Origin of the sequence: Bradyrhizobium nanningense, assembly GCF_004114535.1 — a bacterium.
GTDB classification, from domain to species: Bacteria; Pseudomonadota; Alphaproteobacteria; order Rhizobiales; family Xanthobacteraceae; genus Bradyrhizobium; species Bradyrhizobium nanningense.
Map to the genome: position 1 here is coordinate 544,076 of NZ_LBJC01000020.1, position 22,795 is coordinate 566,870.

General features: G+C 58.0%; 14 protein-coding genes. 5 read left to right on the plus strand and 9 right to left on the minus strand.

Translation table 11 applies throughout. The annotated features are described in order from the left end of the window. Nucleotides 1-58 precede the first annotated feature (58 nt). The 3 genes from XH84_RS15580 to trpD all read right to left on the minus strand — a co-directional run bounded on the left by XH84_RS15580 (nucleotide 59) and on the right by trpD (nucleotide 4,857). Nucleotides 59-1,369, minus strand: coding sequence for a preATP grasp domain-containing protein (locus XH84_RS15580; RefSeq protein WP_128948442.1), 1,311 nt, complete (start codon nucleotides 1,367-1,369; stop codon nucleotides 59-61). An 859-nt stretch (nucleotides 1,370-2,228) separates the two neighbouring features. After that, on the minus strand, nucleotides 2,229-2,492 hold the full coding sequence (locus tag XH84_RS15590) for a hypothetical protein (RefSeq protein ID WP_128948443.1): 264 nt from the start codon (nucleotides 2,490-2,492) through the stop codon (nucleotides 2,229-2,231). 1,351 nt (nucleotides 2,493-3,843) lie between these two features. Continuing rightward, entirely contained in the window at nucleotides 3,844-4,857 is a 1,014-nt protein-coding gene (gene trpD, locus XH84_RS15605) for an anthranilate phosphoribosyltransferase (protein WP_128948444.1), read from the minus strand. Nucleotides 4,858-6,666: 1,809 nt separating this feature from the next. Here trpD and XH84_RS15615 point away from each other — a divergent pair. From XH84_RS15615 to XH84_RS15625, 3 genes are all read left to right on the plus strand, one after another. After that, nucleotides 6,667-6,873, plus strand: a complete 207-nt coding sequence (locus XH84_RS15615) for a hypothetical protein (protein WP_208757086.1) — start codon at nucleotides 6,667-6,669, stop codon at nucleotides 6,871-6,873. Between the two features lie 1,753 nt (nucleotides 6,874-8,626). Continuing rightward, nucleotides 8,627-9,034, plus strand: a complete 408-nt coding sequence (locus tag XH84_RS41880) for a DUF7694 domain-containing protein (protein WP_430641902.1) — start codon at nucleotides 8,627-8,629, stop codon at nucleotides 9,032-9,034. Nucleotides 9,035-9,745: 711 nt separating this feature from the next. Then, nucleotides 9,746-10,438: a YopT-type cysteine protease domain-containing protein gene (locus tag XH84_RS15625; RefSeq protein WP_245471752.1), complete on the plus strand. Its 693-nt coding sequence runs from the start codon at nucleotides 9,746-9,748 to the stop codon at nucleotides 10,436-10,438. 1,469 nt (nucleotides 10,439-11,907) lie between these two features. Here XH84_RS15625 and groL read toward each other — a convergent pair. After that, entirely contained in the window at nucleotides 11,908-13,548 is a 1,641-nt protein-coding gene (gene groL, locus XH84_RS15630; RefSeq protein WP_128948449.1) for a chaperonin GroEL, read from the minus strand. An 81-nt stretch (nucleotides 13,549-13,629) separates the two neighbouring features. Then, nucleotides 13,630-13,944 (minus strand): co-chaperone GroES, encoded by a 315-nt coding sequence (gene groES, locus XH84_RS15635; protein ID WP_128948479.1) that lies wholly within the window; start codon nucleotides 13,942-13,944, stop codon nucleotides 13,630-13,632. A gap of 1,096 nt (nucleotides 13,945-15,040) precedes the next feature. On the opposite strand from groES, the gene XH84_RS15640 reads away from it, so the two are divergent. Together XH84_RS15640 and XH84_RS15645 are read left to right on the plus strand one after the other, a co-directional pair. Continuing rightward, nucleotides 15,041-15,688: an FkbM family methyltransferase gene (locus XH84_RS15640; protein ID WP_128948480.1), complete on the plus strand. Its 648-nt coding sequence runs from the start codon at nucleotides 15,041-15,043 to the stop codon at nucleotides 15,686-15,688. A gap of 322 nt (nucleotides 15,689-16,010) precedes the next feature. Then, on the plus strand, nucleotides 16,011-16,244 hold the full coding sequence (locus XH84_RS15645) for a hypothetical protein (protein WP_128948450.1): 234 nt from the start codon (nucleotides 16,011-16,013) through the stop codon (nucleotides 16,242-16,244). A 460-nt stretch (nucleotides 16,245-16,704) separates the two neighbouring features. Here XH84_RS15645 and XH84_RS15650 read toward each other — a convergent pair whose 3' ends face one another. The 4 genes from XH84_RS15650 to XH84_RS15665 all read right to left on the minus strand — a co-directional run bounded on the left by XH84_RS15650 (nucleotide 16,705) and on the right by XH84_RS15665 (nucleotide 21,316). Beyond that, nucleotides 16,705-17,871 (minus strand): flavin-dependent monooxygenase, encoded by a 1,167-nt coding sequence (locus XH84_RS15650; protein WP_208757088.1) that lies wholly within the window; start codon nucleotides 17,869-17,871, stop codon nucleotides 16,705-16,707. Nucleotides 17,872-17,965: 94 nt separating this feature from the next. Beyond that, the gene (locus tag XH84_RS15655) at nucleotides 17,966-18,154 is read right to left on the minus strand and encodes a hypothetical protein (protein WP_128948452.1); all 189 of its coding nucleotides are present in this window, start codon (nucleotides 18,152-18,154) and stop codon (nucleotides 17,966-17,968) included. Between the two features lie 1,654 nt (nucleotides 18,155-19,808). Beyond that, nucleotides 19,809-20,552, minus strand: coding sequence for a carbonic anhydrase (locus XH84_RS15660; protein ID WP_245471741.1), 744 nt, complete (start codon nucleotides 20,550-20,552; stop codon nucleotides 19,809-19,811). 8 nt (nucleotides 20,553-20,560) lie between these two features. After that, nucleotides 20,561-21,316: a thermonuclease family protein gene (locus XH84_RS15665; protein ID WP_245471742.1), complete on the minus strand. Its 756-nt coding sequence runs from the start codon at nucleotides 21,314-21,316 to the stop codon at nucleotides 20,561-20,563. Nucleotides 21,317-22,795: the final 1,479 nt, after the last annotated feature.

A 22,795-nucleotide genomic window follows, 5' to 3' on the forward strand; every position in this document is an offset into this window, starting at 1 on the left:
TGCGCGATAGTGTACCCCCGGGCGGCGGCGCCAAAATGAGCGGCTGTCGGTTTGTTTGCTAGGACCTCAACAGTCGGTGTTGCTGATCGTGGGCCGCGGGCCTGTTGGGCGCAATCACAACACACTCCACAGTGCCAGCCTCTTCGTCGGCGGCAAGTGGGATCACGCCCTCCTTACGGGTGCGGTCAAATATAAGTCCGTCTTTGACGAAACGATCATGCGCGGCTTGGAAGGATGGTGATCGGACATTTCTTACTGACAAAACAACGTTGGAACCGGAATAGTCGAAGCCTAGCAGACGAATGGCGATGTCGTGTAACACCGAGCCGCCACCCCAGCGGCCGTTCGCTTCATTGAACAGCAACCGTCCATCTTTAGCGAAAATGGCGTCGATGTTGATCATTCCGCGATATCCCAGGTCGCGCGCTAGTGCCACAAATCGGTAGGCATGCGCCTGGGCAGCCAACCATTGCTCATTCTCCAGGTCGCTAGGAAGCTCGAGCCCGGTCCAGATCAGAGCTCTTTCGGATCGGTCTGTGCTTTTGCGCAGACGTATGCTTCCACTATTGATAAAGGCGATTGATGCATCATCCTGGATTGCATACTCGAGATAGAACAAAGATTGGGCCAAGTGGTACGATTCCACGACAAGCGTCTTACACGAGGCTGTTGTCATCTCAGACCAAAGTGCTTCGGGATCAAACGACGGCCACGAAATCCACCTTGTATCCCTGGCTCCAGGTAGCGGATCGCTCTTATTGCTGGTCAAGATGACATTTCCGACTCCACCAGCTCCATTATCCAACTTTACAATGATCCTGCCGGTCTCGGATTTGAGGGAGGTGACGGCTTCGAATAGTCCATTTGGGTCTGTCGCGACCGACCCATGAGGGAGCGGAAGTGCGACGCTGGTTGCCAATTGGCGGAAGTGGCTCTTGCGATTCAACAGATCAGGCCCGCGCTGCAAAGCAAACTCGTCACCGGTGTTCGGTATGCCTAGCATGGCCGCCAGGCGTGCGACGCCTTCGGTCGGGTAGCAGGGATACAATCGCCAGGCTGATTTCTGACGAAGATGTCTTTTGATTCGCTCGACAACAGTCTTGGACAGCAACGTACAGTCATCGAGGATCGTCGATTGGCGGCTCGCAGGTACAAGCAGGCGAAGACTCGATACATCGAAATCGAGCGTCCCGCCAATGAAGGATAGCAGATCCGCCGGGATGACGACCGGGGAGACTATCAGGTCGCCCTCCTGAGCAAACCACGCTGAACGATATGCCGAGTTGGCGGCCAGCGAAAGTTGAGCTTTTGTTAGATGGGCGCCCGACATCTGAGGCGTACCGGCATTCATAATTATGATTCGCGGCATTCTCGACTCCGGGTATCTGGACGTGATCAGGATGGGATCGCATGGCAACCATGATGTCTTTGCCATGCCGTGGTGAGGCTCTGAGAGAGGAGAGGTTTTTGCGCCGTCTCGAGTCACCTACGATGTAGCGCGAGAGAACGGCTTGTTTCCGATCTGCAGATTTCGCTTGACAGCTTGGTCGCGTGGCAAGTCGCTTCAGACGAGCTTTACGTCGCCTAGCGCGGTGTTCGGAGCCGTTCGCGTGAAATGATGTCGCGGGGGACACTAGAATGGGTTGTGACCTAATAGGTGCGATCAGCGCTTCCTCGATCCTGCCGCCCCGTTGCTTGGTCACATAACCGCCCGGTGCTTCTTCCCAGCGCGCATCGGCTCGACCGACCAGCTGCATTCGGCTGCAGCTGGATATTCCGTAAGCGCTCGCTCTATTCTTGCTATATGGATATTTTCGCTTGAAATAGTCGAGTGTTGTGTTGCCGCCGTGAAGCGGAAAAGTTCCATCGGTGTCGTAGCATTCAATGTCCCCGGCGACGCTGGGAATCTCGGGTCGGTCTCCTCTCTGGACACCAAAGCGGCTTTCGAAGGTACGAGAGGCCCGCTCTATGTGTCGACTGACGACATAGCTGGGCGTCTTCCGGTCGAAATGGATTACGGTCTTGTCGAGAGTATACGTATTTTGTCGCTCGACCAGGGTCGAGCAATCCAGTCGGCTATTCATGTGTATCAGGTCCGCACATTATGTCTGCGCCGACGCGCTTCAATGGAAGCCCGGATCCTGGCGATGCCCGGGTGATATGCTTCGGTTGCCCCTTGTACACGCTATGATCACAGCGTCTTGGCAGAACCCGGCTCTTGATGGCTGTCATGGGGTGCGACGGACGGATATCGCTCGAGGTAGATCTGCCGATCGATCACTCACTTCGCTCTGCTCTGCTGCGCTCGTGTGCATCTGTCGGTAATGATAGGCGCACCACGAAGAGGTTTTCTTGCCGCGCCTTTGATATACGGGCTCGCCGCACATATAGGCCGCTCTCATATCTTTATCCTGGAAGCCGATGATGTAACGGCACTGGCCTTCAATATGATCAATTAACAGGACCTTCTTAAGGCCGTCCGGGTCTTTCAACGTTCTGCTCCAGCATGCCAAGCAATGTCTTCGGTGCCGCGCTGGTTGCGCGAAGTCACACGCGCGGGTCACTCCTCGAAAACCTGCGCCGGCTCACGATCTGGCACACCTTGCGCGATCGAAATGCCTTGCCAGGTGCGGGAAGGCTTTTGAAAGTAGTGGGTTCGGCAAACTGATTTTTGCGTTGCTGCGCGAGACGAGGGGCTTGCTAGCAAAGCAGCGCCACCTAGGGCCGTAGGATAGAGTTCCACGCCGACAAATGCTGACCTTATCGGCTCTCTGGCGGAGCGGTCGTCGACAGCCGCATGGTTCGGATCAGAAATGCCGAACCATTTATGGCTACGTGCGAGCTCTGCCGCCGCACCTCGCTGCACAGCCCTCCCGAGCGACGGGTTATAGAGAATGAGGAGCATGAGCGGCCATCGGTCCGCGGATCTGACCAGCTGAGGCATTCGAAGTCCTTCAACACCCAGATGGGTGTCACCCCAAGAGCCTACGATTTAACGCTACGTCAGATTCAAGCCCTTTTTGGCGGTCTACGGGAAAGTGGCCAAGCTCACGCTGGCCCAAGCAGCCCGCCAAGGGGCTGTCGCAAGCAATCAGCGCTGCCCTGGTTGGGGTGTAGCCCTGTGAGGACTTTGATGAGAGGTTCGACGAATGCGCCGGCGGCTTTTCCAACGCACGTTGGTCGCCGACTTCCGACGAAAGTTAGAGTTTCGCACGGGGCGTATGCGGGAATCACCATCGGCGGTCAGTCTGAGAAGGGCGAGAGTTGCGGCGCGTAGCAATCTCGATTGGAGCCACCGCTGGACGAGCGAGCAGATCGAAGCCTGGCTTAGCGGCAAGTGTCTTAGGCGTCTGCGTAAAGCACGATGTCGACCTGGCAGTCTCTTCGACATGTCGGATCGGCGCGCCTAATGCGCTCTCAGGAGAACACGCCGTTTTGCCTCGAGAAGATGCTCATCCAGGGTCTCGTGCAGCGCACGCCGCAGCTCTGGCGGGATCGAGCTATCTGTATCGATCAATTCCCGAAACTTCCGAATGATGTGCTCTATCGTTGCGATCGTTCCGAGTGCTTCAGTCCTTTGCCAAGGCATCACCGATTATCTCCTTTGGCGCGCAACGCACGTTGCGGCGCGAGTCCTCACCTCAGCGACCTGGCCTCGAACAGCCTCTAGTAGATGAAGGGGTGGCTGTCGGGTCACGTGCTTAGCGCGAGTTGTTTTGACAAAGACTTGCGTCGGTGGGCTCACCCAAATTCCGCAGAACTGACGCGTATTGCGGCTGCAATATTTTCGCGCGCGTAAGCTGCACCTTGACGGCATTGATCAGGCATCAGCCAACTCGGATCTCAGGCGTTTGAAACCGCGATCAAGCGATTCAGTCGGGCGGCTGCCGCGCCGCGATCAAGTGCTTCTTGTCCAAGTGCCACGCCTTCCTGTAGGTTCGAGGCACGCCCGGCCACGACCAGTGCCGCCGCCGCGTTCAAAAGTGCGGCATCACGAAAACGTCCTGGCAAGCCATCAAGCACTTTTTGTAACGCAGCGGCGTGAGCCTCAACATCGCAGTTCTCCAACGCATCCGCGCGGTAGCGGGGGAGCCCGGCTTCTTCCGGCGTCACTTCGAACGTGCGGACTGTACCGGCCTCAACCGCAGCAACGAAGCTTGTCCCGGTGAGGGATATTTCATCGAGCCCGTCCGAGCCATGAACAACCCATACCGAATCGGCGCCCAGGTTGTTCAAGACGTACGCCAGAGGCTGCACCCATTCGGGAGTGAACACTCCAAGGATCTGCCGCTTGACCCCGGCCGGATTGGACAGGGCCTCGATCAGGTTGAACATCGTGTGGGTTCCAAGCACGCTCCGGATCTGGCTGATACGCTGCATCGCAGGATAGCCGGCTGACGCAAACATGAAGCCAATGTCGGCTTCGTGCACACAACGTGCAATCGCGTCAGGCTTGAGATCGACCTTTACGCCGAGGCGCCCCAACACGTCTGCGATGCTCGAGCGCAAGGATGCAGCGGGGCTGACATTCTTGGCGACGGGAACGCCGACCCCGGCGACGATGAAAGAGGCGCACGTCGATACGTTGAGCGAACACATAGCGGTATCGCTCGTGCCAGTGATATCGATGGGGTCGCATCGCATTTCCACCTTGGGCATTATATTTCGCATTGCGGATGCGGCGCCGGTGACTTCTTCGACTGTCTCGCCGCGGACCCTCATCCCAATCAACAAGCCACCGATTTGCGAGGGAGTTGCGTCACCCGTCAGCATGCTGTCGAACGCTGACGCAGCCTCTTCACGCGTCAGAGTGGCGCCGCTGGCAACTTTGGCGATGATCGACTTGAGCGGTTCCATCGAGCTTTACACGTTCCTTTGTCCAATCTGCGGCCTGACCGTTCAGCCAACGCGCCTTTGCAAACCGGATGCCTTGTCGCAGCTGCCGGTCTATTCGCACGCGCAGTGTCGCACTTGTCCTTGAGGCGGCCGTCAGCTGAACGTGGGCATCGGTGGCGACGCTACAACCTGACGCTACGTGAGGGTCAAGCTCTCTCCATCGATGGTGCCGTCGATAGGATAGTGGCGGCTAGTCTTGGCTTTCCGGGCGCCGGCGTAGCGGAGCCGCTGATGGGCTTCCCACGCACTATGAGTATATCGTGCTGAAGAGTTCAGGCCGAGCTCAGCTGGCTCTACGAAATAAATTCGCCGGGCGCAAATGAGCCTGTGCGCGACAGCCTTCAAGAAGCGAGGACGCGTCCTTGATCCGCCCGCATGAAGAGGTGAGCCGCCCGGCGCCCCTCGAGTGACGTGTTGCATGTCAAGCTGGGGCGACGTCTTTGGAGAGGAGGCGGACGGACAGGTCTCAGCATCTTCATTTCGAGCCGCTGCTCTTATTGCTGATGTCCCGCCCGGAGATCACGTCGCGACATTGCTGACTGAGGCGATCTTGCCTGGATCTGAGGCAGGCAGTGATAGCGGTGCGATCTGGTATTTGACTACTACAAAGGCGGAACACGTCTTCCATGCAGGCCTCTTTCTCCTCTGCGGTCGGCGTTCGATCACGCGCGTTGAGCGGCCCGAGCATTACAGTTGTCATTGCCAGGCCAAGAGCGACGGGGCGGTAGGAGAGTCTGAGGCACGAAGCCAACTGAATTCGTTGTTTTCGATTCATGACATTTCTTTGATTCGGTGGAGCTACTTATTGTTCTTCCCCGCGGAGCGATCACCTGCCAACCGTACGGAGCTCGTCATCTGTCCAGCATGACAGGGACGACACCTTCCATACCGGCAGAGCCTCACGAAAGGGGGAAGTACTAGCGGTTGCGCCGACGCAGCAGATGATCGTTTTGGAGCTGCTAGTGGTTGTGCGGCCGGTGCATGCCTCGATGTCTCGCGGCATTGCTTGGGCCCGCCTGACATGACCTGAGGGACTATGGGGCGGCCTAATCGTAGGCCGATGAGTGACGGAGGACTCGGCGCGATGCCGGCTCGAAGCGGCACAGGCCAGCTCTGGCGAGGCAAAGAGATCAGGCAAACCAGATGTGCTTAGGTCGTTGTTGATGGCGCATTCGGACTTGCAAGCGCGACGATGATGACGCGCTGAGACAATGTTTAGTATCATCGCCCTTCTGTTCCACTTTATGTGAAGAGGTTGGGTGGGGTTGTCTGTGAGGTAGGTCTCGTCTTGCGTTGGGTCAGGGGAGACTGCGGTGATAGGAGTCCTGCCGTGCAGACCCCGCAACGCGCGATTTCGTCCAGCAGAGACAGGAATAGCATTCGATCAATCGCGGGCAGGTCTGCATCGGAATGATGTTAGGCTCTCTATTCGATCGTCCTGGGCGAGTGTAGGTACTTGAGACATTGGCAATTCTCGTAAACTGTCAGGAATCACGCGATTGTCAGAGGTGATCTCCACTTGTCTAGAACCCTACAATCTGACGCTGCGCGCGATTCAAGTCTCTTCTCGGGACCGATGGTCTTAAGATGTCGGTGCCTGTGCATTGTTCCTACAAGGATCGTCTGCAACGCGTACTTAGCCGTTTCTGAATTATTAGCCTGGACTGGGCCTGACTGCTTCGGAAGCCGCGGCGGCGAGCGTGGCTCCTACGTGATGATACGGAGCGTCAGTGTCGCAATTCTTTGATCTACGAGTTGCATGCTCTCGGCATGAATTCGAAAAGCAAACTCTACCAGCCCGATCACTGGCTAGGCCGCGCGGAAGCAACGCGAAAGAAAGCGGCAGGGCTCGATGACGGAAAAGCCAAAGACAGGCTGCTTAAGATCGCCTTGGAATACGACAAGTTAGCGCGGCGTGCCCTCGTGTGGCAGATGCGCAAAAACGAGGACGATACGTGGCCTGAGCAAGAGCTTTAGAGCGTCGCTACCGCACATAAGGGCCTCAGCCTGTTATACCCGCTCCAATGGCTAGGCAGACATCGCTCAGCAAGCGAGTCAATCCCGCCTGCAGGGGCGTTGCGGGAGCCGGGACCTTTCACATGATGGGAATGGGGAGTACTCGTTCTCACTTGCAGTCAATCCGTTGCGCCTAACGAGGACGCCAAGATGCCAACTGCGTACGGACGCATTGACCTGCTACTGGTCAATGTTTGGCACTTGGTCGCGGCTGCAACGCATGTCAGTGTCGCCAATTTGAGCCATCGGGGTTATGCGTCGACCTTCCCTTTGCGACCGCCGGAGCAGCGCATTCTATATCCAGGTAGCAGTGAAATGCGCACTGGCATCAGCCCTGGTTGCCGCGGCTTGGGATAGGCCCTAGGAGCCGCCTCGCGCGGTTGCCACGCGCGAGATTCTTTCAGAAGAACGATGTGATGACCCAGTAGATTCCAGCCCAAAGCAGCGCATTTATGAGAAGTGCGGCGCAAAGGCCCCAGTTCAACCTCTTCCGGGGTTGCAGGGAGGGACGATCGGCGCCGAAATGCTTGACCATTGAGTGCCTTGTTGCGCGCCAATGTGTCGTTTCATCGCGCTCCGCGCCGGTCGACAGAAATATGCCAAGCTTTGCATGCCTCCTATCACTCATAAGTTAGCAGTCCTCTTTCGTAGGCAGTATGAGAATCGATGATAGTTGCCTGACGACCACTCGGCCGATTGATTGCTCATGCATCCTTGGTACAGCAAGGTCGCGTTCTGGCAGCACAGCAAGCGACATGCCAGGAGGTAGAACTGTCGACAGCGCGTTTGATGAGATGGGTTCACACACGAAGCAGTTGCGCGACGTCGAAGTCGCGACATTTATGTCGGAAACGACACCCCCATTATCAGCAAAGGGTGAGCGCTTCGCGAGTGACATGCCCTAGACAACGCGTTAAGAGCTACATCTTAGTGGCGCGGAAAAGATCGGGCGATACTCGCCGTTGCAGTCAATGAGATGACTATCCATTGTTCCTGACCGTTAGCTTACGACCAAGATCGCAGGCGACCCGCTGGATGTATCAGTTCGAAGAAGGGGCGTGCCAGACGTCCGCGGCTATCTGCACCGAGTTGGACGCCATAGAACTGAATCATTTTCACATAAGTGGCGCATTAGGAATGCTGAGCCTTGGCGAGGAGGCCGCGAGTCAGGAAGTACTCCCTCACGAAGCAAGTGGCCCCCACCTATCTGGTGCCGCTACTGGTGTTGCCAGCATCATGAGATCTAAATGTCGCCGCCAATCGGGGCGCGCCATGGTGAAGGCCAATTCGTTGAAGAGGAGGTGGAGCCTCAACAGCCGCCAACTTCGTGTGCTCGAGCGCGATGTGCGCTCTGCCGGCGATGAGCAGTGAATGCCTGGCAGCGATGGCAAACTGCTTCGCCTCGGAGAGGCTCAATGACGGATTTACATAAGCCGCAGGAAGATCCGATCGGTGGGTCAATTCGCCCAACGCGCAGACCGTGCTACCGCCCATGCTCGGGCAACCAGCGGCACCGAGGCCGCAATTCGAGCACGGGAGGAATAAGAGGCGCGTGAATGACGATAGACATCTACCGCTTTTGCGGATGGTGCGCTGTAGACTGATCCAGGAACGCTGGGCCGAGAACCGAGAAGCTTGACTTGTTGTGCGACAACGTCATCTACGTAGAGCTTAGTGCGATCCAAGACCCAAAGGAGCGGGCGTGCGAGCGCAGATGATAGACAAGCTGGAGGCTGGCCGTGTGCAACATGGCCAGTTCGCTACTGCTCCGGGATCAGGACCTTGCGGTGTGTTCTTTGTACAGGGGCCCTGCGGGTGTGAACTCGAGGTAACTGCATTTGTCCATCCTGGCTTGGAGCATGTCGCTGTTTCGACCCCGCGGCGTCGTCCAAACTGGGAGGAGATGTGCTTTGTCAAAGACCTGTTCTGGGATGAAGAGGGGAGCGTCATGCAATTGCATCCGGCACAATCGCGGTATGTGAATAACAGCCGATATTGCCTTCACTTGTGGAGACCCACTTATCGAGACATTCCGATGACGTCCCCGAGCTTCGTAGGCGTCGTTGGATTAAGTCCCTCAGATGCGGCAACGTTGTTCGCGCCGATCAGCGCGACAGCATGACGGGCTGAGTTAACAACGTTCGAGCAGACATGTCGGGCGGTTGCAGGAGCACAGGTTCCGCGTCCCGAAATGAGGTGTCACAAGCGGGTGCATGTCAGGCTCGCTCGACTGTTGCATTGTGCACGGCGGGCTGCTCTGAAATGCCGCTGTCAAACAGGAGCTGCTAATGCACCCTGATTCGGGGGGAATGTCTGCGCCATTGTTATAGAGAGACCGATAGATCGTAATTTGGGTCTTGGCCGGTTCAAACCAGTTTTTGCGGATCTGCGCTGAAGGTGCCTGAGCGGCAGCAACGGCATCTCGCTGGCCGATGGCCGATCACGGAGCGATTTGAAAGACGCGAATTGCGCACTCTTTGGAGGCGAAGTTGTGCCGGCCGAGCGGCGCCCGCGTCACTGTGCAAGAGTAACTAGCTGGTCGACCACTGCCTCAATGAAAGGGACTGCGGCGGTAGCTTCCGCAAGCTTGTTTGGTGGTCAGCTCTTCGTCAGTTTGCCGCGATATCAGCCGCAGGAAAGCTGCGCGCTCCCTCTGAGGACGCGTGCGCCGAAGAAGCAGGTGACCAGCATGTATAATCGAGTCGATGGCGAATACACACGCCCTGGCCAAGCTGATGAATTGAGTAGGCCCGCAGACAGTAGCGAATTTGCGCAAACACTCACCGAAGTCGCACGGCGGGAGAGCCTGCCTTCAGACGAATCGGTCGACCGAATGGGGCTCTGCTTCAGCAAGCCACATACCTCAGATGCAATCGATTCTAGTCCAAGCACCTCGCGCCACAGCACATCCTCTCTGTCCTCCAGCTCGGAGCTATCCTCAGCCGGTAGTCCTGTCCGTGATCTGTTCGATTACAGGACTGCTGAATTGTCCGAAGCCAATGTCAGCGGAATTTGTGTTGGATTGGTAGCGGAGTGGCTCCTTAGTCTCCCAAGCAACCCTTCATCCCGAATGAGGGCTCTGCTCCCGGGGACTGAAAATCACAGCTCAGCGGCAAGGCGGCAGGGGGAGTATGAACGGGTCTTGACTTCATTGAAAGAGGATACGGCGGAAGGGTCTCACAACCTCCAGGCAAAAAGCACGATGTTACGCAACGCCGGCCTAGAACCGTCTGGTGAACAGACGGGATATAGGTTTGGTACATCTTCGCGCATTGACAAGATCGTGAAGGAGGTCACCCAGGATGCGTCCCGCTATTGGGTCCGCTTGAATTTCGTCGGGGGTGGCGGCCACTCGATCGCGACGGCGACGTCGAATGGAACGACGACCCTCTTTGATCCCAACTATGGGGAATTTGCTGTTGCGTCAGATCGGGTCGGAGGGTTGTTCAAGAGTCTGGCGGAGCGTTACAGCAGCCCCCCGAACAACCTTGATATATCGACTGTCGTCACACAAAGGATAACGTGAGGGCTTCCGACGTTGCAACGGACTTGCCCGATGCCGCGCGGAACCTCATCGGTCGATGCGGGACAGTCGCATCGCCAACCGTGATGCACCCGCCGCGGTTCTGACGATGTTCAGTCGGTGTTTCTAGACGGAAGCTCTCTGGACGTAGTGCGGAGAGGGGCGAATGTTCAGCGATATAGGTTGGCCGATTACTCAAGTTCGTGAGCCCGCCCTCGCCCTTCAAAGCCTCAATCGCCTGCGCTTGCACTCAGGCACGATCGGCGGCCCGTTTGGCGAACCTGTTTCGTTACCTGCGCGCAATCGCGCGCTCAGGAATAAGGTTGGGACCAGGCATCCACAGTCGGCACGAAGCTCTAGTTCGTCTGCATCGGAATCGTCGCTTCTATAGTGGGTTCGTCAACCAGACAGCTGCTGCTGGGCACATCCGCATGCCCTCGCACCGGCGCACAAACCCAGTCCTCGCTCGCTAGGAGCTCCGCGACAATCCGCGTCTTCTCCTCGTTGCTGCACTTGACTTCTGGCTTCGGTGAAGGCCTCATCCGCGATCTGACTCAGTGATCTTACAGCACCCTTCTCGTTCGAAGCGTCTCAATCGAATTGTGCGCCGAGCTGGGCTACAAAGCCATTTCAGGATTAACTTGCCGATAATCGGAATGACATCCTGAAGCTAAGACTAGGAGCCCTCTCGGCCGCAGCGAGCGCAAGCGAGCTATTAAGTTGATTTGGAAGACCGTCGCCTGTGTGGATCTGATCCCAGTCTCACGGAAGCAGCGCGGGCGCGACTCGGCGCTGGTCGGGCTGGATGGACCAGACGTTATCTCTGCCACGCCCGCACTACTGGTTGAAGTTAGCAGAAACGTGACTCGGCGCCGAAATCCCCACGCATACTCGGGGCGAGCGCTGTCCCTACCACGCGCCGCTAACTTCAAGATCATTATACACCGACTAGCTGTCCAAAAGCTGACGGACCCGACGCGATGCATCAGGCGTAGCGGCCTGTGCGGATCGATGCCCTCCTGCCTTGAACCCTGCTGTCCGCCTAGCGGACGACTGGCTTAAGGGTATAGTCGAGCTAAGCACAAGCCCATCCCTTCAATGAAACTGGCATAGTGCCATGTGTCAGCGAGAAGTGGCAGGATGAAACATAACTAGCCCAGCGCTATTGGATCGCGCGGCTCCGCTGTATCAGCTACGGCAGAAAATGATTGTCTCTGTGACTTTCGGGCTAGGCGAGTCCATACGATCAGCATCGACAACGAATCCACCAGCACGTCCGATGGACGATCTTCCACTCTCGCTCAGTGCCCGAAGGAATGGTCACAAGAAAATTGCGTCCGAGTCCAGCCGCGGCGCACATGGATAGGCCGATGGCCCAATCCTTCCGCGGCTGGCAGGCTACAGGCCGCTCGATGCAAAAGCCCTGACATTATTGCCAGGGTTTCACATGTCATCGAGAACTTGAGAAGGGATCAGAAGTCCATACCGCCCATACCGGGGGCCGCCGGAATTGCTGGACCAGCCATCGCCTTCTTCGGCAGCTCGGCAACCATCGCTTCCGTCGTGATCAGCAGCCCGGCTACCGAGGAGGCGTTCTGGACCGCGATGCGCACGACCTTCGCGGGGTCAATGATGCCTTTGGAGAGAAGGTTGCTGTACTCGCCTGTCTGCGCATCAAAGCCAAAAGAGTACTGCTCGTTATCGAGGACCTTGCCGACCACTATCGAGCCGTCTTCGCCGGCGTTGATCGCGATCTGGCGGGCGGGCCAAGACAGCGCCTTGCGAACGATCTCGACTCCGGTCTTCTGGTCGTCGTTATTGGTAGGCAGGCCCTTGAGCTGCTCGGAGGCACGGAGCAGGGCGACGCCGCCGCCGGGGACGATGCCTTCCTCGACCGCCGCGCGGGTCGCATGCATCGCGTCATCAACGCGATCCTTGCGCTCCTTCACCTCGACCTCGGTCGCGCCGCCGACGCGGATCACCGCGACGCCGCCCGCGAGCTTGGCGAGACGCTCCTGGAGCTTCTCACGGTCGTAGTCCGAGGTGGTCTCCTCGATCTGCGCCTTGATCTGGGCCACGCGCGCCTCGATGTCGGCCTTCTTACCGGCGCCGTTGACGAACGTGGTGTTATCCTTGTCGATCGTAACCTTCTTGGCGCGACCGAGCATGTTGAGCGTGACGTTCTCGAGCTTGATGCCGAGGTCTTCCGAGATCGCCTGGCCGCCGGTCAGGATCGCGATGTCCTGCAGCATGGCCTTGCGGCGATCGCCGAAGCCCGGAGCCTTGACGGCCGCGACCTTCAGGCCGCCGCGAAGGCGGTTCACGACCAGGCTCGCGAGCGCTTCACCCTCGACGTCCTCGGCGACGATGACCAGCGGCTTGCCGGTCTGTACCACGGCCTCCAGCAGCGGCAGCAGCTCATTCAGCGAGGAGAGCTTCTTCTCGTTGATGAGGATGTAGGCGTCGTCCATCTCAACGCGCATCTTGTCGGCGTTGGTGACGAAGTAGGGCGAGATGTAGCCGCGGTCGAACTGCATGCCCTCGACGACGTTGAGTTCGGTCTCGAGGGACTTGGCTTCCTCGACGGTGATGACACCATCGTTACCGACCTGCTTCACCGCGTCGGCGAGAAACTTGCCGATCTCGGCATCGCCATTGGCCGAAATTGTGCCGACCTGGGCGATCTCCTCATTCGAGGTGACCTTCTTTGAGTTCTTCTGCAGGTCAGCAACGACGGCCTCGACTGCGAGGTCGATACCGCGCTTGAGGTCCATCGGGTTCATGCCGGCGGCAACCGACTTGGCGCCTTCACGCACGATCGCGGCGGCCAGGACGGTCGCGGTGGTGGTGCCGTCGCCGGCTGCATCCGCGGCCTTCGAAGCCACTTCGCGCACCATCTGGGCGCCCATGTTCTCGAACTTGTCGTCGAGCTCAATCTCCTTGGCGACGGTGACGCCGTCCTTGGTAATCCGAGGCGCACCGAACGACTTGTCGAGCACGACGTTGCGGCCCTTCGGGCCGAGCGTGACCTGCACGGCATTGGCGAGAATGTCGACGCCTCGCAGCATGCGGTCTCGCGCGTCCACTCCGAACTTGACTTCTTTGGCTGACATACAAATTCCCTCAATTCCTATTGATTCATCCTTTAGCGCGCCCGGTGGGCTCTCCTCAGGAGGGCTGCTGCGAACCCTGTGTCAGGCGGCTTTCTTCTTCGAGAACACCTCGGTGAGAACGCCCATGATGTCGCTCTCCTTCATGATTAACAGGTCTTGCCCATCGATCTTGACTTCGGTGCCGGACCACTTGCCAAACAGCACTCGGTCACCGACTTCGATGTCGATCGGAATCTGCTTGCCGCTATCATCGCGGCCGCCCGGGCCAACCGCAATGACCTCGCCCTGCGATGGCTTTTCCTTCGCTGTGTCCGGAATGATGATGCCGCCTGCGGTCTTCTCTTCGGCGTCGATGCGCTTAACCACGACGCGGTCGTGAAGCGGTCGGAATTGCATAGAAGTCTCCTGATTGAACAAGTTGGCGTTAGGCACAATGTGACCAGCAGCCTGTAGCAAGAGTCAGGCCAGAAATGCGCTGAGCGATCTATCCTTCCAGTTCTGCTGAAGCATTGACCGGACTGCGTGTGTGTTTGTCCGGAAGCAAACGTGCAGAGGAGCACGGCCGCCCTGCTGTCGTGAAATTGACATTGCGTTTCTTCGAGACACCTGCATCGGTCCTTGGGATACTTCAACTTTGCTCGGTTGGCGTTGCACCGACCGAAACGCCGCCGGTCGAGGACGGTGCCGGGATTGCACATGATGACCTGACGCATCATCTAGCAGCTGGGGTCGGCGCAGCGTGCAGTCCACGAGTAATATCGAAGAGCGCCTCGTCAAAGCTGTCGTAGTCGTGCATGCGAAGAAGTTTGAAACGATCTCGAAAAACCGAGAGCTGTTTCTTGTAAGACGCGGCGTGCTCCAAGCCAGGTCACCATCGTAGCGAATGATGCGTGTCCGGCCGCGGCGCGCCGCTCAAAGCCTATTGAGTTGAGCCTGGTTATCCCAGGGCCACAGCATTTTAAGAAATTTGAAAATGCCGCGAAAGCAGGATCACGCCTAGCAACGCGTGGGCCGGTGCTTTCACCGACTTCACTTCCTCACCGACGATTCCGAGGAAGGGATCGCCGGGAGCTACCGTCAGCCAATCTGAGGTGGCGGCCGTCAGTGGGCAAGGCACATTTTCGCACCACTCGTCATCGAGCGGAGTGGCTGTTGCTCTGCACGAGGGGCACTCTGATCGGCACGCGCCAGAAAACATTTCCGATAGGTGACGCTCGGACCAAGGCGCTCTTTCGGAAATTGGAAAAGTAGGACGACGATCTGGCTCTCCGAGGCCGCATTTTTCCGACGATAAGTTCGAGAATTGCATCGCGAGCTGTTCGACAGGCTCTCCGCTTGATGTCGATGGCATCCAAACGGCTGTCGTGGATCAAGGGGTGCTGGCGCATATATGAACTTTATACCTTGATATACGTTGTGCAGCGGCTTCTGACGTGTGATCGGTTTCGAAGTCGAAAATCATCCGATCTCCGCGCACCATGGAAGAGCAGCTGTGTCGTCCGTAGAAGTACATCAGCACATCCTCTCACTTCTTCAGAAGCCGAATCCGGTCATCCTGGATATTGGCTGCAATGATGGGACTGATACGAAAAAGTTTCTCGAGCTGTGCCCGCAACCCAGGCTCTACTGCTTTGAGCCGGACCCCCGAGCGATCGCGCGCTTCAAGAGGAAGCTCGGTCCATCCCTCGACAGGGTGAAGCTGCTTGAAATCGCCATCAGTGATCGAAACGGGACGATCGACTTCCATCCGAGCAATGCAGATGGGGATGCGAAGGATTGGGACTTATCCGGTTCAATACGCCGCCCAAAGAACCATCTTACCGAGTATGATTGGGTCCGGTTTGATCACCCTGTCTCGGTTGAAACACGGCGGCTGGACGACTGGTGCAGCGAAGCCAACGTGGACGCAGTCGATTTCATCTGGATGGACGTTCAGGGAGCCGAAGCCGACGTTATCGCCGGCGGAATGCGGACCTTGAGCAATACGCGCTTCATCTACACCGAATATAGTGACCGCGAGCTCTACGAAGGGCAGTTAACCTTGCAAGGCATTCTCAACTTATTGCCATCATTTGAAGTGGCGGCTCACTACCCGCGCGCAGTGGAAGGTGATGTATTGCTCAGGAATACGCGTCTCTAGCAGCTACTCATATCGAGCGTCTCATTAACGGAAGGCTTGGCCAGCGGGCTCTATGATGGTCGCAGCTGCACAACGGTGATCGTCAAGGCGAGCGGCCATCGCCAGCCGGACAGCCAGTGCGCAGGCTGGCATTGGGCCGGCGTGCACGTCGGCCGCTCGATCGGGGGCGGCCAGCGCCATGGCAGTCCTCGGGTCCACGCGGTCCCGAGCAGGCAGGCCGTGGTGCTGCCGCTGCGATCGAACGGGCGATGTAGCAGCGCGGCGCGCGCTCGTGGCGCCGCTATGTCGGTTCCGCTCTAGCGACAGTCGCTACGATTTAATGTTGATCAAGCCGAACCTGATCGCGCGACTTCACCGGCGCAGCCCGAACCGGTCCAGCTTGCCGATATCGCTCGATCGCAACGGCAGAGGGCTGGCTGTATTGGCGGCCAACATGGATCTCTTCAGCCGCAAGATAGCCGGTTGGGCGATGCGCGACCTCATGGGCCGCAGCTTCTCTTGCGCGCCGTCGATGCTGATCCGCCAGCAGCCGCCAAGGGCCGAATTGATCCATTAATTCCGATCGGCGGTGTACAGTACGCTTCATATCAATGTCGCACGGCGGTTGCCAGCGCGTTGGCGTGCCGCATCGATGAGCGCAAGGGTGAGCGCAATGCAGAGCGTCTTCCGCACCGTGCGCCCAAGCGGCGAGTAGGCAACGGGTGAGAATCGAGCCGCGCGCGCGGTCATTTGCAAAGTTCGTGAGTTGAACCGCGAGTCGTTGCGCAGAAGTTCAGGTGGATCCCGCTCGGCACGTCAATGATGGGGCAGGGCTGTAGAGGCTTATAAAGGCTCGCTATGTTTGGACAACGAACCTGCGCTCCAGGATATGAAGTGGGATTTTTGAAGAGGGACAGCCCAAAGCTGTCTTTGTCCACATTGAAACAAGGCGCCAAGTCCTCAGCGGCAGACCACATCATGACGCCGGTCCGGTAGTTCGTCCGCGTGGCGTGTGGCTTGCCCGTACGTGACCCACTTCATGGAAAGCCCGGCTGTATTGCAGTGCCGAGCAGAGCGCGGCCAGCGCTCTGAAGCGTTCCCTCGTTTAAAGCTGCGTGCTGGGCAACCACGAAGCTGTCGCACATGGCGCGTGCTAGATTGCCGGTGGTATAGAGCGCCTCAGTTCCAGCAAGGCCGCTCGCAATCCTGCAGACCTCAGCGCCCTGCCGCGCGGCGTTCGTCGCGGCGAGCCGCATCAGCATCGTGGTGCTCAGATTTACCTCACCCGTGAGCGCTTGCTTCCACAGCTCCTCCGTGACCTCGTAAAAGAAGGAACGAGCGGAACGTAGCATGGCTTCGGCTTTAGCGATCTCAAGCTGGACATAGCCGCGCTCAGCCATCACAGGCGCTCCAGTGATCGAGGCGCGGCTTCCGGCCATGGCGATCACCTCGTCGATTGCGGAACGTGCAATCCCGATGCCCACAATCGCATGGGCCTGCGCGGCAAAAGCCACGGATGGATAACTGTAGATCGGCCCATCAAGTGTCGCCGGACCACCGCGGATCAAGGTCCATTCCTCTGGCACAATGACGTCGCTGACAACAACGTCGTGGCTTCCAGTGCCTTGTAGTCCGATGACGTCCCAATTGGGCCGGATTGTTACCTTCTCGGCCGGGATCACCGCTACGCGCGGGAGGTCTCCGGTCGGATCGCCTTCCACTGTGATACCAACTCCTATCAAATCCGCCCCCGGCGAGCCGCTAGCGAATGGCCACACTCCGTTCACGACAAATCCATCGGTGCATCGCTTGGCGGGCTGGAGCGGGAAAAGCGCGCCCGCCAACACGACGTCCGGCCCATTGGCGTACACTTTTCGAAGCGTGTCGTCCGGAAGAGCAGCGAGGTAGCGAGCCCCATCCCCGAAGCTGGCAACCCAACCGGCGGATCCGTCGGCCTCGGAGATGCGCTCGATCAGGCGACAAAAATCGGCTGGCGTTCGCTCCTCGCCGCCGAATCGCTTGGCGACCATAGCCCGATAGACGCCGACACGCCTGAAGCCGTCTATGATCTCTTTTGGAATTTTCTGCGCTCGGCCAAACTCATTGCGACGCGCACGGATCTCGACAAGTAGGGGCGACAGATGAGCCCAGGTCGAAGCCGCAGCGTGGGTTTCGGGAGTTCTCTTTTCTGGTGGTGCGTTCATAAAACGTCCTCCGTGTCTTGTGCCGATCATTACCGCGCGTCATTCATACGCGCGCATGGCGAAACCGCGTGATTTGATAGCGAGGAGGGCATCCCTAAAGCTGTATGGAATGCATGAGATTGCGCACGGTAACTTCCTGGCTTAACGGCGCGGAAGCCTGACCGAGATATAGCTGTTGCCGTTGGTATTGAGGCTGGCTGGCAAAGCAGCCGATAGGCGGCGACATCGATCCGTCTTTGCCGCACTGGGTCTCCGGCGTTTGATCGGGCGCATGCGGCGTCATGTCTTCTCCACGGACGTGTGTCACACTTATGACAAGCCGGGTCAAACGAGGTTTGGAATTTCCGAGTTGTGCTCGGGAGGGCGCCAAGCCCGCGTCTTCTTTTCCATCTTCCCAGCAATCGACGTGCCATTAAGCATGTCTGCCGTCCCTGTCTGAATTGCGCGGGCCCCCACCGGCGTGCCGTGCCAGCGCATACTCGTGTCTTCATGTCCACTTTCAGGCGCGAATGTCATGAACTCAACAACCCGCAAGCAAAACGACAGAGGCGGACCTCTAGCGCCGACCGGATTCAATGTTTTTGCTAAAATGGGGGCCCGCTCCGATCTCCCGACGCGACAAAGTCCAATTTGCTTTTCGTGCGACTGCGGGAGAGCGCCTGGTTAGAAGAGGACCTCCAGACGGCAGGTATTCAACCGCACGGAGCTCAGGAGGTTGTAATTTCGCGATCAAGCCAGGTTCAAGGTGACTGCAAGATTGCCCCTCACATGCAAGCGAAGAGGAAGCGCTTCGGACAGGTTTAGGGAGTATTCGAGAGTCGCCAGCAACACACGAGCTATCTACGTTCTGTCGTACCGGACGCAAGAAATCGACGCAGATTCCTTTTCCTGGTGGACCCTTTTGCGGCCGCTGGCGCCTCTTTCTTCGGCGGGTTTCCAATGCTTCCGATCTTGGCCGAGCTTGCCAAAGTCGCGCAGCCACTATCCCCGCACGACGAGCGTTGCGACAGACCAGGCGCCCTACGTTCTGAAGCTAGTGCTCTGTTTCGCACTGAGCGACTTTCTGGCTGAAGAGCCTGCTTCCGGAAGCGCTCGGTTGCCAGATCATTTCCTGCTGCAGACGCGGTGTGCGACGCTTAAATCATTGTTGCTGGCCCACCGAATTCACCTAGGCGGATAGATCTGGCTCATTTGCCGAGTCCCGCAGGGACTAAGAACCTGAGAGTCGAACTCGTCATGGAGGACGGATAGTAGATTGTCCAAGTGGTCGGTCGTGCGATTGCGTGGAATGTCAAGCAGAGCGTATGCGAAATCGTAGCGAAAACAGCCATGCCTTCAACGGCATCATCAATGTGGGCCGCATCCTTGGCGACGAACGAGACGACCTAATAAATGATTGATGAGCGGCTGACTTTTCGAGGTCGACGTCTCCTAAATCGCTCAAGACTGGCTGTCCGGTCCTGATGCGGATGGCATGTTTCTTTACAGCCCCAGGGCTGCCAGTCGTGCTGGTGGTTCTATCTGATGTTCAGCCCTGGCTGAGCTTGGTAAAGCAGGACCATGGATGGTTTGCCCGATCTGGGCTGAGAAGCTCTCGTAATCGTCGCGTGCTCGGGAGTTCAAAGGCCAATGCTTTTCATTGTGATCTGCTGGCGGAACCACCTCTATTGGGTTGGCAACTCAATCTCGAGGCATGAATGCCGTCGGACGCGGTATGTGCGTTTCTTGATGCGGGCCGCGCGTTGCCAGCATGAGTGCGTAGAACAGGAACAGAATTAAGAGGCCACGCATACCGAAGGACTTCCCGAAGCGATGAATGTTGTGGAGCGGATGGTATCCGGCGCATGTGTTGCAGGCGATGGACCAACAGAGCAGCGCAGAAGAGAAGTTCTGCATCAGACGGCAGATAATTTGCCGCGGGTGTGAAGGTGCAAGCGTCAGCTCACAATATCGACCTTGCCGGTGTCGATCCGATACAGGCCCCCGACGACCTTCAGTCGGTTCTGCTCGACTGCAGCGTTCAGAATCGGGCCCGTCGATTTAAGTTTGTTGACATTATCAATCACATTTTGTCGGGTTGCGTGAGCGAATGTGTCACCGGCTTGCTGTAGAGATGCTTTCACTGCAGGAGCCAGTGCGGCGACCAGGGATGAAATGTGCCCCGGCGGCGGCTTATCTTGATGGAGAGACTTGATCGTGGCGTCGATCGCACCGCAATGATCGTGGCCGAGTACAAGAATCAGCGGCGTGTTCAGTGCTGCGACCGCATATTCCATACTGGCGAGCGTATCATCATTAGCGAAGTTTCCGGCGACGCGGCAGACAAACAGATCACCTAGTCCGCTGTCGAAGACAAGTTCGGGCGCCACGCGAGAGTCGGCGCAGCTCAGAACCGCCGCATATGGATTTTGGCCCTCAACTAAGACCGGACGCTCGCGCCTGAAATCGTCGACTCGTGATGCGCCCTGGACAAAGCGATCGTTCCCCCTCAGCAGCCGCGTCAGGGCAGCATCTGGCGCCAGCAGGTTGTCTGGCTTGGGCGGGCCTTTTGCTTCCTTCGCATCGACAATGCCATTGCCGAACCGCAGGGAAACTGCCAAAGCCGCGAACACCAACAGCGACCGGCGCGAACGCGCTATCTTGGTTAAATGGTACATGTTTGGAGTATGGGCTGCATGCATGTGTCGCCTCATCGCACGGCCTTACGCCACCCGGTGGCTTCGGCTTCCGCTTCGCTACAGAGCCAGCGTTCGCCGCGCCTCTTCGTCATGTCGATTTGGTCGTAACTAGGTTGCCCTGGCAGGTGATAAATGCGCTCGCCGCTGCGCTCGAGAGTGCCTTTTATCAGGCACTCGGGGGACGGCGGTTCCGATAGCAGATCGGATCCGAGAAGGACTTCCTGAGCGTCGATCGGAACCAAGGTCGCGCCGACGATAATCGTGCCCCTATTGCGGCGAGGCCAGTCCCAGGGCGCGATGAACGCCCCCGACCACAGCCCCGCATGGGCTGTGCTCGCCACCAACTCATAGACAGAGTAGGTATGGCGAGATGCACCAGCCGATAGTGCCCAGCCGGAGCGTACCATCCAGGCGTTCACATTCTCACCTTCAATGAAACAGCTGCCGAGGGCTCGCCTGTACTCGTCGGCTCTTTGAGTGTGACAATCCCAGGTTCGCCCATTCGAATGCTTGATGAGCTCGTCGCGAGCAGCTACGCCGCAGGCCCATCTCCGGCCCTGGGCGTCGAGGCAAATCTGGTCCGTCTCAGGAGCTCCGATACCTGAGAGCCGAACGTTGGTGTGCTCGATCTCGATAGTATTGCCGTCGAGGATGCGCGGAACACCGCTGAGTGTCGCGGCGCAGACCGGAGATGTGATGAGAGCGAGCAATGCGCATATGATTCCGCGGTGCTTCATCCCGAGAATAACCTTTCGCTCCTGATCCATGTTCACGCACGATACGGTGCCGATACATTCGACTGCCGACCGAATGATATCCGCTATCCCGCTGGCTTTTTCGACGTGCTTTATGAGAGCTTCGCGAAGCTACGACCTGACGCTGCGTAAGGATCAAGAGATTTCTTCCGCATTGCGTGCGGCGTTATTCTTCGAGCATCGACGGCTCTCTCACTGGGAGCGCACTGTACGCTCTCGACCTGAGAAGAAGATCGGCGTCGGACCCTGCCGAACTCGCGCTGATGGACAAACCCGAGCCTCGGAATGTTGTCTTTGCAAAAAGTTGCCGACTATGAAGCGTTGGCGCTCGCGGTCCAGTCAGGCGTGGAGGAGCAACCTTGCTGTAGTTGGTGACGACTTCGATCGGCAAACTGGACGCTGCCGACCCTCCCGACTAGGACAATGAAGTTCGCCCTAAGTCTTAACAGAAAAAAGATGTTCAAGAAGGTTCTGGTCTGAATCGCTCTGACGGATTTTAGAAAAAGACGCAATGGAGTGCGAGCCTCAACGCTCGCCGCACAAATGAACCGTTCTTGTTTGAGCAAACCGCACAAATCCGGTGCCTTCTTACGCCCGACCAGATGATCGCTGATGGCAATCGCTTTGGGGCTTTTGGCTCCTCCGCGCTGCGCCGTATTCCGTTAAGCGCTAGCTCCCAAACGTTTGTACAAGGACTGAATCATTTATGACTGAGGCCGCGCGACGGGCGGCCGCTCTTTGGTAGGGACGTTCCCCGCGATCTCAACGTGCATACCCAGGAGCGCTGGCATTAGCGTGCGTTTGCTCCACAAATTGTGAAGGCTGCGATATTGAGGCCCAGCTTTGCCGTAGACGCGCCGGAGAAGGGGAGGCGGCCCACGTGTTCGGACAATCGCGAGTACCATCCTGGTGCAATTCAGTGCGAGGCTTGAGTCTACAATACGCGTTGCGCATCACCGCACTTGGGGCGGATAGCTTCGGTGCGGCTGCCGACTCAGGCTGCGCATCATACTTAAGCACCTCGCTGCACTATTGGAATGACATGGTCGCGGCCGCTCGGGAACTACCGGTCTTTTGTTGCGCGCTTGAAGTGGATGGCCGACTCAGAGCCGAATTCGCAATCAGAGACGGTGCCAGGACGGATGGAGCAGAGCTGAAGACGCGCTTTCCCATGCTTCGAATCCGGATCTATGCGTGCAGACGAATGAGTGCGAGGAAAGCTAGCGGCCGAGCCAGTCTGGTCCTCCACGTTCTCGCGTACCGCCCCGGAGCTTCCCGCCCTGCGCACTCGGAAATGGGCAGGCGCTCAGCGGGTATGCCAGGGTCGCTATCGCTGCCCCGTTCGCGGTAACTTCCTCGTCGCTTTCGTCTCAGCACTGGGCCCTTGGTGCCGCCTCGAGCCGATATGCTTACGCTCTTGCGTATGCCACAGGGTCACGCGATGCGCGGCGCGCGCGCCGGATCGGCCTCGTGCTGGAGGCATCTCCACGG